We start from the raw sequence: 15,389 nt of genomic DNA, 5'->3' as shown, positions 1-15,389 counted from the left end.
AATGTGAGTTGTTTAGCTTGGTAGCTATTAGATGATTTTTCTGGTGTAGTAGTACGCTAATTGCTTTAGTTAAGGATAACGTATGGAACTCGAAATTTATCAAGTTGATGCTTTTACATCAGAGCCTTTTAAAGGCAATCCTGCTGGTGTATGTATTACTGATACAGCACTTAATGATGACTTAATGTTATCAATTGCTGCTGAAATGGCATTGCCAGAAACGGCTTTTTTATCTCTTGATGACTTTAACCTACGCTGGTTTACGCCAACAGTTGAAGTGAAGTTATGCGGCCATGGTACATTGGCTGTTGCACATATTCTTCAGCAGCACTATAACGTTCAACAGGGCGAACAACTGGTTTTTCATACATTATCAGGAGAGCTGGTGGTAACGATCACTGCCACTGGTATTGATATGAATTTTCCTGCCGCAAAAATTGATTCAACTTTTACCCCGACATCAGCATTATTGACTCACTTAGGGTTAGCACCAGACCAAGTGCTAAGTAGTCATTTTTTTAATGGTAAAGCATTAATTGAGATTGCTCATGAAGTCGATTTACTGGCATTAACCCCTAATTTTGATGGATTGAACAGTGTGACAGGGTTATCAGCCGTGGTCGTTACCTCACCGTCAATGCAGGATACGACTGATTTCATCTCTCGTCACTTTGGGCCTTGGGTCGGGATTAATGAAGATCCTGTAACGGGAGCTGCGCATTGTGGATTAGCCGTTTTTTGGGGGAATAAGCGAAATAAAACCCGATTGACAGGCTACCAAGCATCATCTCGAGGTGGTGAAGTTAAGGTTGAACTATTGGGTAATCAGCGCGTTATGCTGAGTGGTCAAGCTGTAACCGTATTAAAAGGTACTATGTTGGTGTAACAGTATTATTTTGATGGTTATGAGGCGAGATAGCTGGTTGATCTGCTAAATATAGGGGTAAGTGTTGCTTATTACTGACGGACAAGGATAATAATCGCTTTAAAAATAGCGATGTTTTTATGCGGCTTGATAAATTTGTTTGTAAAAGTACCGCCTTCACGAAAACGCAAGCCATTACCTTTATTACTCAAGGTGATGTAACGGTTAATGGTGAAGTGATTACCGACATTGCCACTCAAGTACATGAGAATAATGATGTGGCATTGAATGGTGAGCGTCTTTATCCACGTCCATTTCGTTATCTATTAATGCATAAACCCGCACAGACAATTTGTTCTAATATTGATGAAGTGTACCCATCGTTGTTCAATTACATTGATATAGAACGCCCACAAGAATTACATATTGTGGGCCGGCTAGATGCTGATACAACAGGGTTAGTGCTGATCACCGATGATGGTCGATGGTCATTTAATATTACTTCTCCCAATAAATTATGCCCTAAAGTCTATCGCGTTCAATTGCGTCAATCGATTGACGAAAGTGCAATACCGTTGTTTGCTCAAGGTATTAAGTTGCAAGGCGAAACACAACTGACAGCCCCTGCAACGTTAATAATTGTTAATGATAAACAAGTGTTATTAACGATTACTGAAGGTAAATTTCATCAAGTAAAACGGATGTTTGCAAGCATTGGAAATAAAGTTGTAGGCTTACATCGCGAGGCTATTGGTTGCGTGACATTAGATGTTAACGAAGGCCAATGGCGCTATTTAACGGTTGATGAAATTCAGGCATTAGGCCAATAAAAAATACAATCAATGGTGTGAATTCTTTACCTTAAATAGGTATCACAGCATATAAAATTAAACGAGGATGAATCGGTGAAAAAAAGTCAATTAGGTTTTCTTGTGGTCGCGGCTACAATGCTATTAGCTGGATGTAGTGAAGCAACAGTTACAGCGACACCTGTTAAAAACGTTGATACGGTGTCAGTCACATCACCTGATGATATTGATGTATTTTGCCCAACAGGTATTTGTACCTTTGAATTATCAACGACAGCACCGACCAAAGTTACGGTCACTATGCACTATGATTACAGTAAACTGTACACCAAAATTGAAGGAGTGAGTGTTGTTGGTGAAGGGGCAAAAGATGCAAAAGTGGTTGATGAAGATCAATTTACCGTTGAACTAACCAAAAAGAATACACCAGTAAAAATTGAAGTGATTGATTTTTACCGTAACTAAAACAGCTTACGATAAGACTATCATTAAGCAGCTTTTATTTATTATATCTTGTTTACTAATGCTTTTCTCGTTTTGTAATTAGATGTCATTTGTTTGTTTCTTTCTGGTACTGCTCGTTTATCATGAATTAAGTGCCTAATCGCCATAATAGGATGTTTAACTAGCATTTTAGGGCCAGAATAGCGCATGATTGTTTGTGAATTAAGCTTTTGTTGTGACTTATAGCAATGAATAGGGCACTGTTTACAACTCGGTTTTTTTTCACCATAAGGACAGCGGTCGAGACGTTGTTTAACGTAGGCTCTAAATTGTTCACAATCAGCACAGCGCTGAAATTTACCAGTATTGGGTTGGTGATGGTGTAAGCAATAAAGATCTATCATTGCCGTTATGGTGTTAAATTCAGTATTTAGTTGACCCAAGAGATGAAAGTTAGCGTCCTTATCCATGTTTTATTACCGATATGAGTAAAAGGAATTATTCTAGCGCGGATAAAGATGTATTTTAAATAAAACTTTATCAAAATGACAAAATATGAAGATAAAGACAGATTGTTTTAGTCAATTAGTATTAATAATGTTATTAAAATGCAAAATTTAATGATGAAACACAAGAAACATGCCGAGATGGCTTGATTTAACGAGAGTTGAGCAGTAGTATCCACGCCTCGATTTTTATGGTGGTGTATATGAGCAGATTTGAGTGCCTTGAAAGAATTGTCGACGAATATCGTAAAAAAGTTCGTGACGCAGAGTTTAACCGTCAGAACGATAGCGAAGTGGCTAAAGTTCTAGTTTTATTAGTCGGTAACTCAATGTTCAGTCTGGCTGATGAATTTGCTGATTGGGTTAATCGTGGCGGTGATCGTAGCTATGGCGGTAAGTTTTTTGTTTCTAAGCAACTAATGACGTTGTTAGAGCCAGTAACTTTCCGTGGTGTAACGGTTCGTCGTGATTCGATTAAACTATTCAGAATTTCATAACCTGAGTGGCTTCCAATCGTTATTCAATGACTCTCCGATAGAAAAATTGAAAAACAGATTTTTGATCTAGCTATCTCAGCGTGGTCAATAAAAAGGGGATGCTGCGGCATCCCTTTTTTGTTGATTACTGTGAAGTGGTATATTTGCCTTGTTTGCCTTGTTTGCCTTGTTTACCTTGTTTACCTGTACTTCCTGTACTTCCTGTACTTCCTACTCTTCCTGCTTTACCTACACTTAACCCTTGAGTATTAATACCGAGTTATGGTCAACTAACGCCAAATTAGAGAACATAATAAAAAAGGTAATTCATGGACGCTGAATTTTGGCATAGCCGTTGGGCTGAAGATCGGATTGGTTTTCACTTAACCGACGTTAATCCATTATTAATAAAATACTGGCCTCGTGTTAATGCTCAACGCGATGATCGAGTATTAGTGCCGATGTGCGGTAAATCAGAAGATTTGGTATGGCTCGCAGCGCGTCATAATAATGTTGTCGGCATTGAGCTAAGTGATATCGCCGTCAAAGCATTCTTTGCAGAAAACCTCTATACGCCATTGGTGACAGGGATCGGCTGTGAACATGTGTATTCGTTTGATGAAATAACCATTTACCAAGGTGATTATTTTACTGTTCCTGTTGAGCCCGTTGATGTGGTGTATGATCGCGCTGCATTAATCGCAATGCCGCAATCAATGCGTGAACGTTATGTTGAGCGTTTATTGCAGTTGATGAAGCCTGGTGGACGTATTTTATTAGTAACCTTAGATTATCCACAATCACAAATGGACGGGCCTCCGTTCTCAGTGCCTAAGGCTGAAATAGAGATGTTATTCAGTGGTTGTAAGATCACCCATTTAGAACGAGATGAAGCGGATGAAACTCACCCTCGTCGTCAACGTGGTGTTGAGCATTTCGCTGAAGAAGTGTGGCTGATTGAAGTCTAATTGGCTTGAAATAAGGTAGATGAAAAAAAAGGCGTTATGATGACGCCTTTGTTGTTTTGATTTGTTGTCTTTATTGCGCTGCTAAGGCTATAGAATGACTTTAATGTCTGCTGCTGTAGCAATGGCATCAGTGACGGCTGTGTCAATGTCATCACGGCGTGTAAGCGCAACCCCAAGACGACGGCGGCCATTGATTTCTGGCTTTCCAAACAGTCTTACTTGAGTTTGTGGGCGCGATAACGCAGTGGTAAGATTATCAAAACGAATATTGGTAGAAATACCTTCGGCAAGAATAACCGCAGATGCAGATGCGCCATAGTGAGTAATATTTCCAATCGACATTCCTAGAAAAGCACGGACATGCAATGCAAATTCTGATAACTCTTGAGAGATCAGTGTCACCATACCCGTATCGTGTGGGCGAGGGGATACCTCACTGAACAGCACTGTATCACCCTTAACAAACAGTTCTACACCAAACAAGCCATAACCGCCTAATTCATTCACAACCTTCTGAGCAACGTCCTCAGCGGCTTTTAGAGCAGCAGCAGACATTTGTTGTGGCTGCCATGATTCACGGTAATCACCATCTTGCTGGCGATGGCCAATTGGGGCACAGAAATGCACACCATCAACTGCACGTACTGTGAGTAACGTGATCTCGTAGTCAAAATCAACAAAGCCTTCGACAATCACACGACCCGCACCAGCGCGACCACCTTCTTGGGCATATTGCCAAGCTGATTCAATATCGGCTGTGGTTTTGATCACGCTTTGACCTTTACCTGATGAACTCATGATCGGCTTAACCACACATGGCATACCAATGCGGTGCACAGAAGCTTCAAAATCAGCGTATTGATCTGAAAACTCGTAAGGGGAGGTTGGAATTGCTAATGTTTCAGCAGCGAGACGACGAATACCTTCACGGTTCATGGTTAATTTAGTCGCGTTTGCGGTTGGCACCACATTCACACCTTGGCTTTCAAGTTCAACTAAAGTATCAGTAGCAATCGCTTCAATTTCAGGCACAACAAAATGCGGCTTTTCAAGGGCAATGATACGTTTAAGTGCATCGCCATCTAACATATCAATCACATGACTACGGTGTGCTACCTGCATCGCTGGCGCATTCTCATAACGGTCAACGGCAATCACTTCAAGGCCAAGGCGCTGACACTCAATAGCAACTTCTTTACCCAACTCACCAGAGCCAAGCAGTAATACACGGGTTGCATCAGAACAAGTAGCTGTACCAAACATTGATATTCCTTACGATTTGTCATTAGAAGGTGAAATCTAAAACTAATAATACCTTATTTCCGCATTTGCGCAATCGTTTGCTATTGATGTGATTAATGCGTGAGCATAGTGTGAGCATAGCGTGAGGTAATAAAAAACCGCTTATCATAAGCGGCTTTAAAAAGGTTATTTTTTGCGGTTTTCCCAATGGGTGATAAAGGCGACTGAGAGAATAATAATTCCCGCGCCAAGCCATAATCGTCCCGGTGGAGCCCAACCAAAGACTAGCCAACCGCCTAACACGTTTAGTGGTAATTTTGCATGGTCAAACGGCTGTACAAACGAGGCATCAGCTACTGCATATGCTTTGGCAATAGCCCATTGCGCTAAGCCTGTTAATAAGCCCGCAATAATTAATAACCACCAGCTAAAACTCACTGTTGGCATCGTAAAGTCAGGCGCAGCTAAAATAAGATTAAACGGTGTCATTAGAATGAGCAGGTACATCACAATCGTGGTTGGTGATTCATTACTTGATTGTTTTTTCACCATCAATGAATAAGCCGCCCAGAAAAAGGCAGCACCTACAGGCAACAATGTCGCGATGTTAAAATCTTCAGACCATGGTTCAAGAATAATCATGGCACCAACAAAACCACCTAACGTTGCTAACCAACGCGCTTTACCAACGGTTTCTTTTAGAATTAACCCTGAACCAATTGTTGCAAACAGCGGGGAAATCATCAGCAATGCAATACCTTGCCAAATTGGAACAGGGTAAGCCAATGCCCATAACCATAACTGAATACCTATAACCGCAAAAAACACCCGTAAGCAGTGTAACCAAAAGTGATTGGTTTTAAGCGATTGTCGAATACCTAATGTGCGTAGCCAAGGCAACATTGCGATTAATGCAATAAAGTATTGGATCAATGCAACAGACGTGGAAGGAACATGCATTTTGATACTAAGGTACTGCGCTAAGCTGTTTACTATTGCAAACGCGAGACCAGCTGTGAGCATCCATGCAGCGCCTCGCAAAGGGTTATGTGTTTGAGTCATTGTCATTGGCTTCTAATAATAGGTGGCGAGATGATACGCTTTTGATGTTTGATAGCCAACATTGATCAAGTTTAGACAATAAAAAACCGCCACTTAGGCGGTCTCTTTAGTATTTTTAAATCAATAGCTGACTTAATAAGCAACATACGTTAATTGTATATCGGGATTAAGTGCTTCTAATAATGCTTGCGTACGGGCTAATTGACTAATTTTACTTTCAGCACTTTCTACTAGTGCTGCTTCTGCAATTTCAGCGAGTGAATAATTAGACATATTCATATTAATCAATGCAACTTGCAACGGCGGTAGGCTAGGGTTGAAAGCCGCATTCTCTGCATACATACCTTCAAAAAGACGACCATCTTGTGCTTTTAATGCCACACCACTGAAGTTTTTTGAATAAGGTGCATGTGAACGATTAGCTGCTTTACAAGCACAAGCAGCTAGATCTGAATCTTCTGCGATATTAATACCATTATCAATGTCACTTAATAAGCCATCTTTAATGCCTAAATCAAGGGGACCAAATGAATCAGGTAAGTATTGCTGCAATGTCATTGGTTCGCGTTGTGGCAGTTGAATAATCATATCGTTAGCCGATGTTAATTCATTCATAAACTGACGACAGTGACCACAAGGGCTGTAATTGATAGTGACATCTTTAATGCCGACTTCACCTTTGATCCATGCATGGCTAATGGCAGATTGCTCGGCATGAATAGTACAAGCCATGCTCGCGTTTTCAAATTCCATGTTAGCCCCAAAATATAAGCGGCCAGATGTGCCACGAACAATGGCACCAACATAGAAATTAGAAATAGGCACAACAGCATAAGCAGCAGCAAGAGGAAGGAGGGCCAAGCGAAGTTCAGTATCAGTCATTTGCGTTGTTGATAATAAACATTCGAATTGCTCAGGACTGATCGTTGAGTCGAAATTTGAATCTTCGATAATAGGCTTTAAAGCTGACGCCAATTCAGCAGGTAATAAGCTTAATGCTTTTATAACACGTGCGTGCATTGGGTGTTACTCCTTCATTGTTGATGGCAAAACATTCTATGTGAATCACAACTCATTAGAAGTGATCTTGATCACACTGTTTGTTTTGCCATTGCACCTATTACATTACTGGGAGTGGCGTCACACTTGTTTCTGTAACAAAGTATACAATATTTCAATGACTTAGTAAAAGATGACCATTTTGTTTGTTTTGTGTTCGGTAGCGTGTTGTTTATTAAGCATGGCCAAAAATACGTAATAATAAAGGAAACATCAGTGGGGCTAATAGTGTGGTCATAATGCCGCAAATGACCAATGCTAATGAACTGAATGCACCTTCTTGATAGTTTTCTTCTACGGCTTTTGCTGTGCCTAGCGCATGTGAAACCGTACCAATCGATAAGCCTTTCGCTAATGGATGCTTAACGCGGAATAACTTCATGATCGGGTAACCTAATACTGCGCCAAATAACCCAACAATAATCACCATCGCAGAAGTGATCGCAGGAATCCCCCCAATTTGCTGAGAAGCCGCCATCGCAAGAGGAGTAGTGATTGATTTTGGTAAAATACTGGCCGCCAGTTGAGCATCAGCACCCATTGAGAACGCAATTGCAGTACCAAAGGTCATAGATAACACACTACCCACAAAACAAGACGTTAAAATAGTTTTCCACTTGCTGCGAATAAGTCCAATTTGTTGATACAAAGGAAACGCTAATGCAACAACGGCAGGGCCTAATAAATAGTTAATCACTTCATTTTGAGCGAAATAAGTTTGGTAAGGCACATCTAACCATTTCAGTGCCACAATCATTACAATAAGGGTGATCAAAAGAGGGTTGAAAAAAGGGTTTTTGATTTTCATTGCCAAATAGCGCGCAGAATAGAAGCACACCAACGTTGCCACTAGCCAGATCATGAGTTTTTCTCCTTATGGTGTACCGCTAAGCCAATCACAATTAAAACAATAACTGTGCTGCCAAGGGTGCTTGCAAAAATGATTGCTGCGTTGTTTTCAATCACCCCTAAGTAATTCATTAAACCAACACCAACAGGCACAAATAATAGCGCCATGTGTTTAATTAATAGGTTACAGGTGCTTTCAACCCACTCGGTACGACAGATACCAGTGACAAGACCAAAAAAGAGGATAAACAAACCAATGATACTGCCAGGAACGGGTAATCCAGAGAAATGCTGAATACCTTGTCCTAAAAAGAAACAGATCATAACGATTGCAAATGAGCGAATGTAATTCATGTGACAACGACTCTTAAATGTTTTATTCATCATACAAATAAACATGATAATTGTCACACTAATTTGCGGTGAGTAATGAACTATATTTGTTTGAGTTTATAAAACAAGCATTAATGTTATCTTGTTGTCAGAATCAAATAGCCAATCAGTAGAGAAAGTGTAACGATTACTGCCGTGGTGATGATAGGGTAATAAGTTTTAATAACTTGAGGAAACGGTTTTTTTGCTCTCTTTTTGACGCGATCAGGCCATGAAGATCGGGTTTTTAGTGGCGGGGATTCATTGCGGATTGATGTGGTATTAGGCAGCGATACTCGAAAGCCATAACTCGGAATAATATAGATAGGTATCGCCATTTTACCGTTACGGAGTAATTTCTTTGATAGTGATAGCAGTAAAATATTGAGATCGTAATGGTGATCTCCGCTTTCTTCGTAGGCGTTAGGGGAGGTAAAGGTATAGCGATATATCGATTCTGTGCTGACCACTTCCCCTGCAAGGTAACACAATGAGGCTAAAAAGCGGGATTCGTCATCAGTTAATAGTGTTTGTTGATTGTCGTGCCATCGAAGTTGTCTATTTTCAGGAATAAAATCAATGCCTTCAAATCGATAACATTTTATTTTTGTTTTCGTCGTCATCATGTCACCTATTTGTAAACCCTTCGAACACAACCTCATTCGATAGCATTAAGTGTTGACGGAATTTCGATAATCATCAAATAGAGGGTCTTATTAATAATAAAAAAGCTCATCACACGATGGGTATGATGAGCTAGATATCATTGAAAGCCTGTAACTAGATGGATTACATCAATTTATTAATATAGTCATACAATGATTTCATGATCTTCATTTTATTTTCATTAGACTGGCAATCTAATGCTGCGGCTTCAAAGTTTTCCATATATTTAGCCATGTTTTCTTCAAAGAAATCTTGGCAGTGATGTTTCCAACGTTGCTGTTCTTGATAGGTTAACGTTAAGGGGTAATTACGCGCACGATAGCGGAACAACAGCGGTTTAATACGCTCATCTTCAACATTGATTTCAAGTGTTGCCAGTGCATCAACGGGTGTTTCACGAATAATATCCATCGTAGAACGATCAGCTGTTGAGAAAAAACCATCATAAAGCATAGTATCAACGTTACCATTATTGGCGTATTCACGTTTAACACTGAACATTTCAAGTAACTTTGTGCGTATTTCAGGGTGCTGCTTTAATAACGCCAAATGTTTAAGGCATAACTCACGATCAATTCCCAACCGCGCCGCATCTTCAGCTTTTAAGGTTTTCGCTGGTGCAAGCACAGGACACTTATTTAAATGCACTTCTTTAATCGGTACCGGTAACTCATCAGGGCCAAGATCGATACGTTTGGTATATAAACGCTCACGCAGTTGATCGGCATCAAGCTCAATCAAAGGGGTAGGATCTTGGGCAAGGTTAACGCAGATCACCGCATTTTTATTGTCAGGATGCCACGCCATCGGCACTATCCAACTGGTATTGCCACATTCAGTACCGAACATACCTGATACATGCACAATCGGGGTGAGATCAACAATATCGATCAGATCTTGTAATTTACGCTTATGACGCAACTCAAACAGGTAATCAAACAGCTTAGGTTGGTTTTGCTTTAAAATCTTCGCCAGCTCAATCGTGGCGTACACATCAGCCATAGCATCATGGGCATTCGCGTGTTCAATGCCATTGGCGATAGAGAGCTTCTCAAGCTTAAAGCTCGGACGACCTTCATCATCTGTTGGCCAGTTAAGCCCATCAGGACGCAATGCATAACAGGTACGCATAATATCGAGTAAATCCCAACGAGAGTTACCGTTTTGCCATGCCCAGCCATACGGGTCATAAAAGTTACGGTATAACGTATAACGGGTAACTTCATCATCAAAGCGAACATTGTTATAACCAATGACACAGGTATTTGGCTTTGACAGTTCTGCATGAATTTGAGCAATAAACTCAGGCTCTGATAAACCTTTCTCCATTGCTTCTTGTGGCGTGATCCCCGTAATCAAACAGGCTTCAGGTGAAGGAAGGTAATCGGCTGGTGGCTTACAATAGATCACCAAAGGCTCACCGATGATGTTCATTTCCATATCGGTACGCACCCCTGCAAACTGGCAAGGGCGATCATTCGCTGGACTGGCACCAAAGGTTTCGTAATCAATCCAGTATAGTGTTGGCTCGTTTTTCTTGTTCATAGTATTTTCCAGAAGCCATGTGTGTTGTATTAAGTGATTGTTATAACTATGGCTTTTTGTGATATACTGTTCGTATATACAGTAGTTAATTCCAATTGAATTCAGCGTGGGATTTGCATTAATGTCCGAATGCGTGTCCTAAAATCCGAGCCTGTGTCCTATTTTAAAGGAATAGCGTAATGAGCCTGACAGACCGACAACTTAATCTTATATCAAAGCAAGACACTTATGACGGTAAAGCTGAAATTAGTGATGGTGAAGGGCTCGTTGTCCGCATAACACCTCAAGCTAAAATCTATTTTCATTACCGTTGCCGCTTTAATAAAAAAAGCTTAAGAATTCGTATAGGTAAGTATCCCGTAACTAGCCTTAAAGAGGCAAGGCGAAAGCATAAATTAATGATGGAATTAAGAGAATCTGGTCGAAATCCCAACATTGCTATAACGGGTGAGCTTGAATTCATCACCTTAGATGATTGTGTCGCGTACTGGCTTAAACATTATGTCCCTCAATTAAAAGCGGGTACTCAGGCGCTTTATCGCTCATTTGCCAAAAATTATCTTATTGGCACATTTCCAGAACGTAACGTAGAAACGATACCGGCTAGAGAATGGATGCAGTGGTTAGATACCATTAGCCTTGATAAACCCAAAACAGCTAATTCATTATTTACCAAGCTCAGAGCCTGTTTAAATTTCTGTAAGAGTAAGTTCATTATTGAGAAAACAGACTTAGACCGCATTAACAGACAGCATGTAGGTAAAGCGCCAGAAGTTGGTACTCGAGTGCCAACGTTTTCAGAACTCAGCATGATTTGGTTGGCCATCGAACGTAGCCGCGCCAGCTCATCCAATAAAGCATTACATCAGCTAACCATGTTGTGGGGTAGTCGTCTTTCAGAGTTACGCCTTGCGCGTCGTAGCCACTTTGATATGGAAGCGGGTATATGGACGGTACCGAAAGAACTCAGTAAAACCAATACGCCAATCAGACGCCCAATTCCCACTAAAGCAAGGGCGATATTAGAACGAGTAATGGCAACTTACGATGATGTACTTTTCCCCGGTGGTGATCTGGATAAGCCGATAACCATTTCAGCGGCTAACCGTTATATCCGCCGCATCAGAGATAGTTTACCCATTGAAGATTGGCGCACTCATGATTTTAGACGTTCACTATCCACCGGTGCATCAGAACTTGGCGTAATGCCGCATGTGGTTGAGAAGATGCTTGGCCATGAATTGGGTGGGGTATTAGCGGTTTATAACAAACATGATTGGTTGAAAGACCAGTTAGAAGGCTATGAGTTGTATGCTGAGAAGTTGGATAGTTATTTGAAGTAGGTTTGTTAGTTATTGATTTAAGCCGTGTTGGATTAGTTTTATTTGTTGTATATATAAACAGTTATAATGAAATATAGTAATTTTATCGCTTGAGTTCCGTTTTTAATAAGACTGATTAAATATATTTATTACTGTCTACATTGTTTAAAAAGCATTTGGAAGATAAAAACGTTATCAATATCATGATGTTTATAAATTAAATTGAGTATGATTGTGGTGCTGAGAGGCATTCTTTTACGTGAAAGTAGGAGGATTTATTAATAAGTTGTTAGCAGTCAGTTAGAAATATATATATATAGTATAAAAGTTATTACACTTAGGAGGTGTAAGTGTTCGATATTAGCAAATTCAATGATAAAGAAGTCAAACAGTCTCATTCGTTTGTATTGTTTGAACAAGGACCACCATATTGCATGTTAGGTTGGGAAAAGTATCGCTTATTCAATGCTGATATCAATGACTGTTTAAATAATATCAAGAGAGAATTTGATGTAAAAGTTTACGTTTACGAGCATGAAGTTATAAATATTGAGAACTTTTTCCTGTGGGGCTTTAGTTTTTTTCAAGAGAATGCTATTAAACGAGACGAACTGAGTGAAATTCTAATTTTAAGATTAACGAACATATTTAAAAGGTATTTTTTGTTTGGTGGTGATATTTTAATAAATAATCACAGGGAAGGTTTTAATAACATTTTCGCCCCAGATTTAATGATGGTGTATGTTGGCTTGGTAGAGTCGTTCGAACTAGATGTTAATTTGAAATATGCGCCGCCAAAAATTAAAACATATCAGAAAGAAGACTTTGAACTTTCAGTTTTTGAACAACCTGTTACCGTGTCTGAATTTAAAGGTATAATTAAAGACTATATAGAGATGAAGTCATCCGAGGATTTGATTTATCGATTTAGCTCAAATGGTTATTTTTCTAATAAATATAGGTGTAACAAATACCTGAGAGAAGAATTCATTCCATTATTTCAATTTGTTAAGGCTAGAGGTGTTTCTGAAGATGCATATATTAAGTTAGGTATTCAAAGTGAAAATTATGATGCAAAAATTACCGATAACGAAAATGAACTAATTATTGAGGTAACATCGGGCGCTCCAAAAAATGACTTTTCATACTTCATTGCAACACGAAACAATGGAATTAGTGTTTTGCCTTTGAAAGTTTTAGCACACTTAAAAAGAGAGATTGACTCGTTAGCTGAGCGTATAATTCTTTCAATTAATAAAAAGCATGATAAGAATTACGATGACGAACGTACATTGCTGGTAACTGTGCCGCTAGAGTACACATACCAAAATGAAGCTATAGTCATTGATGAGGTGTTAAAGGAAGTGAAAAGTTCCGTTCAGGTAAGAAAATTCAAAGAAATCGTCCTTATGTTCGATTCAAAATTATACTCGTTATGAGTTTCATTATTGCAATGCGGCGTATTAACAATCAATTGAAGAGTGACTACCCACGCTTGGCATTTTGAGTTTAGTTAAGTGTTTACGGCGTCCAAATTGAGTGCAGTAGTAGCGTGGCACACATTTTAATTGGGTGTTATAAGCGTTATTGGAATTAGTATGAATACAATTAGTAACAATGAAAAAATTAGGTTTTTAAAGAGGCTAATAGAAAAATCGAAAATAATGCTTCTTGAATATCATCGAATGAATGTTCATAGTTAATACTTGCCATAATTTATTCCTGACTGTTATTACCAAAACAACAAAGCGATCTCTCACCAAGATCGCTTTGCTTCTAAAACCGCTTTCCAAACCGACTGGTATTATCTTTCCATTCTTCAACAGCAGAACGTAACCAACGTAAGGGCATCAGTGTGATTGGCTCAGGGAAGCCGCGTGTTTGTCGCCACTTATAGATTGTTGCTCGGCTTGTGATTTGAAACATCTCTAATACTTCAATGTGACTAATTAAAAGATGCGTTGATTGCTCATTAAGTTCAGCATAAGTTTTTGCTGGTGGCGGTGAATCAGGTAGTTGCTTTTATAGTGTGACGGTGTCACGTTTAAGCTGTTTTCTGTGGTATATGAGATGTTTACAGTAGGGTAGCTGTTGTAATCGAACATGTTTGATTCCTTATTCGCATGTTGTACTAACAAAATTAGAAAGACGAACCCGATTCATGGTGTGCCAGCAACGGGCATCACCTTTAAATAAGCCTCCCGTCTTTAATTTTGCACATCCTTCCGGTAATGACTCACCACAATGTTGGCAAGTACCTAGTGATTGTTTGATTTGTTCCATCTCACCATGAATACGATGGATCATTAGTTGTAATGCTTCAGCGTTATCACAAGCTGCATTGGGATAAGAGAAGAATTTACAGATCTCATTTAGCCGTTCGATCTCCATATTATTTAATGGGAGAGGGAAACTGGTCACGCCATTGGTTTTGCGTTTATCTCTCAAACGTTGGGCGCGTTTACGTGCTTGTTCACGTTGCGGGTACATCACACAGGTAAAACCACTTAGCGTGTACGATTGCCAATCAAGCACTTCAACAACGCCGATCAGTGGTAGTGATCACTGTTGCCGAATTGATGCTTAAATTTCGTGATACTTACCGTCAAGACTCAGCAACCAGTGAAACAGCACTGATTCGTTTTTTGAGTAATGTCGATTTGCTGGTGATAGATGAACGTTATACCTTAGAAAAACCAACAGGGGTGATTACCAACCTTCAGAGTGATGAACTTATAACAACTTTAGGCCGCGCAGCTGTCGACCGCATTATGGAAGACGGTAAGTGGGTAACGTTTAATTGGTCAAGTTTTAGAATTAACAAAGGAACACAACCAGCATGAGAATCGAAACCCTGTTGAGTAAATTTGCGATTAAAGGAATCAACTATGATCCTCAGTCTGGTGGTGGTAAAGCGTTATTGTCTGCAGAAGAACAATTGGCGGTAGTCGGGCTATGTTGGCATGAATCGCCAGTAGGGTGGTTGGTACTGTTTGTTGAAGGGCTAAGAGATGTTCATGCACTTAAACAGCTCCAAATAGCGACCAGAGGTGAAACATTACGGTTAATGGAAGATTGGCGTGGTGTTTACCCTGAAAAAGCGTTAACTGCTTTATGTGCGACCGCGATTGCTGAAGCGACTCAACAGAACGGCCAAGTGTGCCCAGAGTGTAATGGTAGTGCCATTGTGGTGGATAAGAATGT

Annotated in this window: 18 protein-coding genes and 1 pseudogene; 9 read left to right on the top strand and 10 right to left on the bottom strand. The window is 39.8% G+C overall.

The window, feature by feature from the left end:
* Positions 1–82 precede the first annotated feature (82 nt).
* The 3 genes from BTO21_RS05585 to BTO21_RS05575 all read left to right on the top strand — a co-directional run bounded on the left by BTO21_RS05585 (position 83) and on the right by BTO21_RS05575 (position 2,139).
* Positions 83–886 carry a PhzF family phenazine biosynthesis protein gene (locus BTO21_RS05585; RefSeq protein ID WP_045029199.1) on the top strand — a complete coding sequence of 268 codons (804 nt, stop codon included), beginning with the start codon at positions 83–85 and terminating at the stop codon, positions 884–886.
* A gap of 119 nt (positions 887–1,005) precedes the next feature.
* A complete protein-coding gene (locus tag BTO21_RS05580) occupies positions 1,006–1,695 on the top strand; it encodes a pseudouridine synthase (protein ID WP_045029200.1) in 690 nt (229 codons plus the stop codon).
* A gap of 75 nt (positions 1,696–1,770) precedes the next feature.
* A complete protein-coding gene (locus BTO21_RS05575) occupies positions 1,771–2,139 on the top strand; it encodes a hypothetical protein (RefSeq protein WP_045029201.1) in 369 nt (122 codons plus the stop codon).
* Positions 2,140–2,180: 41 nt separating this feature from the next.
* Here the strand turns inward: BTO21_RS05575 and BTO21_RS05570 are convergent, their stop codons facing one another.
* The gene (locus BTO21_RS05570) at positions 2,181–2,588 is read right to left on the bottom strand and encodes a nitrous oxide-stimulated promoter family protein (protein WP_065193744.1); all 408 of its coding nucleotides are present in this window, start codon (positions 2,586–2,588) and stop codon (positions 2,181–2,183) included.
* Positions 2,589–2,827: 239 nt separating this feature from the next.
* Between BTO21_RS05570 and BTO21_RS05565 the strand changes: the two genes are divergently transcribed.
* Positions 2,828–3,121, top strand: a complete 294-nt coding sequence (locus BTO21_RS05565; protein ID WP_005367981.1) for a hypothetical protein — start codon at positions 2,828–2,830, stop codon at positions 3,119–3,121.
* A gap of 308 nt (positions 3,122–3,429) precedes the next feature.
* Positions 3,430–4,068, top strand: coding sequence for a thiopurine S-methyltransferase (locus BTO21_RS05560; protein ID WP_045029202.1), 639 nt, complete (start codon positions 3,430–3,432; stop codon positions 4,066–4,068).
* A gap of 87 nt (positions 4,069–4,155) precedes the next feature.
* On the opposite strand, the gene purT is transcribed toward BTO21_RS05560, so the two are convergent.
* The 7 genes from purT to sbcB form a co-directional block, all read right to left on the bottom strand.
* Complete coding sequence (purT, locus tag BTO21_RS05555) at positions 4,156–5,331, bottom strand: formate-dependent phosphoribosylglycinamide formyltransferase (RefSeq protein ID WP_045029203.1); 1,176 nt, start codon at positions 5,329–5,331, stop codon at positions 4,156–4,158.
* Between the two features lie 165 nt (positions 5,332–5,496).
* Positions 5,497–6,372: a DMT family transporter gene (locus tag BTO21_RS05550; RefSeq protein WP_045029215.1), complete on the bottom strand. Its 876-nt coding sequence runs from the start codon at positions 6,370–6,372 to the stop codon at positions 5,497–5,499.
* A gap of 132 nt (positions 6,373–6,504) precedes the next feature.
* Positions 6,505–7,392: a cytidine deaminase gene (cdd, locus tag BTO21_RS05545; protein ID WP_065195479.1), complete on the bottom strand. Its 888-nt coding sequence runs from the start codon at positions 7,390–7,392 to the stop codon at positions 6,505–6,507.
* A gap of 214 nt (positions 7,393–7,606) precedes the next feature.
* Positions 7,607–8,293 carry a CidB/LrgB family autolysis modulator gene (locus BTO21_RS05540; RefSeq protein ID WP_045029204.1) on the bottom strand — a complete coding sequence of 229 codons (687 nt, stop codon included), beginning with the start codon at positions 8,291–8,293 and terminating at the stop codon, positions 7,607–7,609.
* Positions 8,290–8,634 carry a CidA/LrgA family protein gene (locus BTO21_RS05535; protein WP_045029205.1) on the bottom strand — a complete coding sequence of 115 codons (345 nt, stop codon included), beginning with the start codon at positions 8,632–8,634 and terminating at the stop codon, positions 8,290–8,292. Before BTO21_RS05535 ends, BTO21_RS05540 begins: the two co-directional genes overlap by 4 nt.
* Positions 8,635–8,750: 116 nt before the next feature.
* Entirely contained in the window at positions 8,751–9,275 is a 525-nt protein-coding gene (locus BTO21_RS05530) for a hypothetical protein (RefSeq protein ID WP_045029206.1), read from the bottom strand.
* A gap of 166 nt (positions 9,276–9,441) precedes the next feature.
* Positions 9,442–10,863, bottom strand: coding sequence for an exodeoxyribonuclease I (gene sbcB, locus BTO21_RS05525; RefSeq protein WP_045029207.1), 1,422 nt, complete (start codon positions 10,861–10,863; stop codon positions 9,442–9,444).
* A 179-nt stretch (positions 10,864–11,042) separates the two neighbouring features.
* Between sbcB and BTO21_RS05520 the strand changes: the two genes are divergently transcribed.
* Both BTO21_RS05520 and BTO21_RS05515 read left to right on the top strand, forming a co-directional pair.
* A complete protein-coding gene (locus tag BTO21_RS05520) occupies positions 11,043–12,206 on the top strand; it encodes a tyrosine-type recombinase/integrase (RefSeq protein ID WP_045029208.1) in 1,164 nt (387 codons plus the stop codon).
* 329 nt (positions 12,207–12,535) lie between these two features.
* Positions 12,536–13,624 (top strand): hypothetical protein, encoded by a 1,089-nt coding sequence (locus tag BTO21_RS05515; RefSeq protein WP_045029209.1) that lies wholly within the window; start codon positions 12,536–12,538, stop codon positions 13,622–13,624.
* Between the two features lie 337 nt (positions 13,625–13,961).
* On the opposite strand, the gene BTO21_RS20040 is transcribed toward BTO21_RS05515, so the two are convergent.
* On the bottom strand, positions 13,962–14,111 hold the full coding sequence (locus BTO21_RS20040) for a helix-turn-helix transcriptional regulator (RefSeq protein ID WP_158259517.1): 150 nt from the start codon (positions 14,109–14,111) through the stop codon (positions 13,962–13,964).
* A gap of 189 nt (positions 14,112–14,300) precedes the next feature.
* The gene (locus BTO21_RS05510; RefSeq protein WP_332840393.1) at positions 14,301–14,720 is read right to left on the bottom strand and encodes a hypothetical protein; all 420 of its coding nucleotides are present in this window, start codon (positions 14,718–14,720) and stop codon (positions 14,301–14,303) included.
* 44 nt (positions 14,721–14,764) lie between these two features.
* Here BTO21_RS05510 and BTO21_RS05505 point away from each other — a divergent pair, with 44 nt between their 5' ends.
* A complete protein-coding gene (locus BTO21_RS05505) occupies positions 14,765–15,028 on the top strand; it encodes a P-loop NTPase family protein (protein ID WP_205068422.1) in 264 nt (87 codons plus the stop codon).
* A pseudogene (locus tag BTO21_RS05500) lies at positions 15,025–15,389 on the top strand (hypothetical protein); the annotation flags it as partial. The gene BTO21_RS05505 and the pseudogene BTO21_RS05500, both read left to right, overlap by 4 nt.

Origin of the sequence: Photobacterium phosphoreum (assembly GCF_002954725.1) — a bacterium.
GTDB classification, from domain to species: domain Bacteria; phylum Pseudomonadota; class Gammaproteobacteria; order Enterobacterales; family Vibrionaceae; genus Photobacterium; species Photobacterium phosphoreum.
The sequence above is the reverse complement of the archived record's forward strand: the minus strand, read 5'-3'. Positions and strand labels throughout refer to the sequence as shown.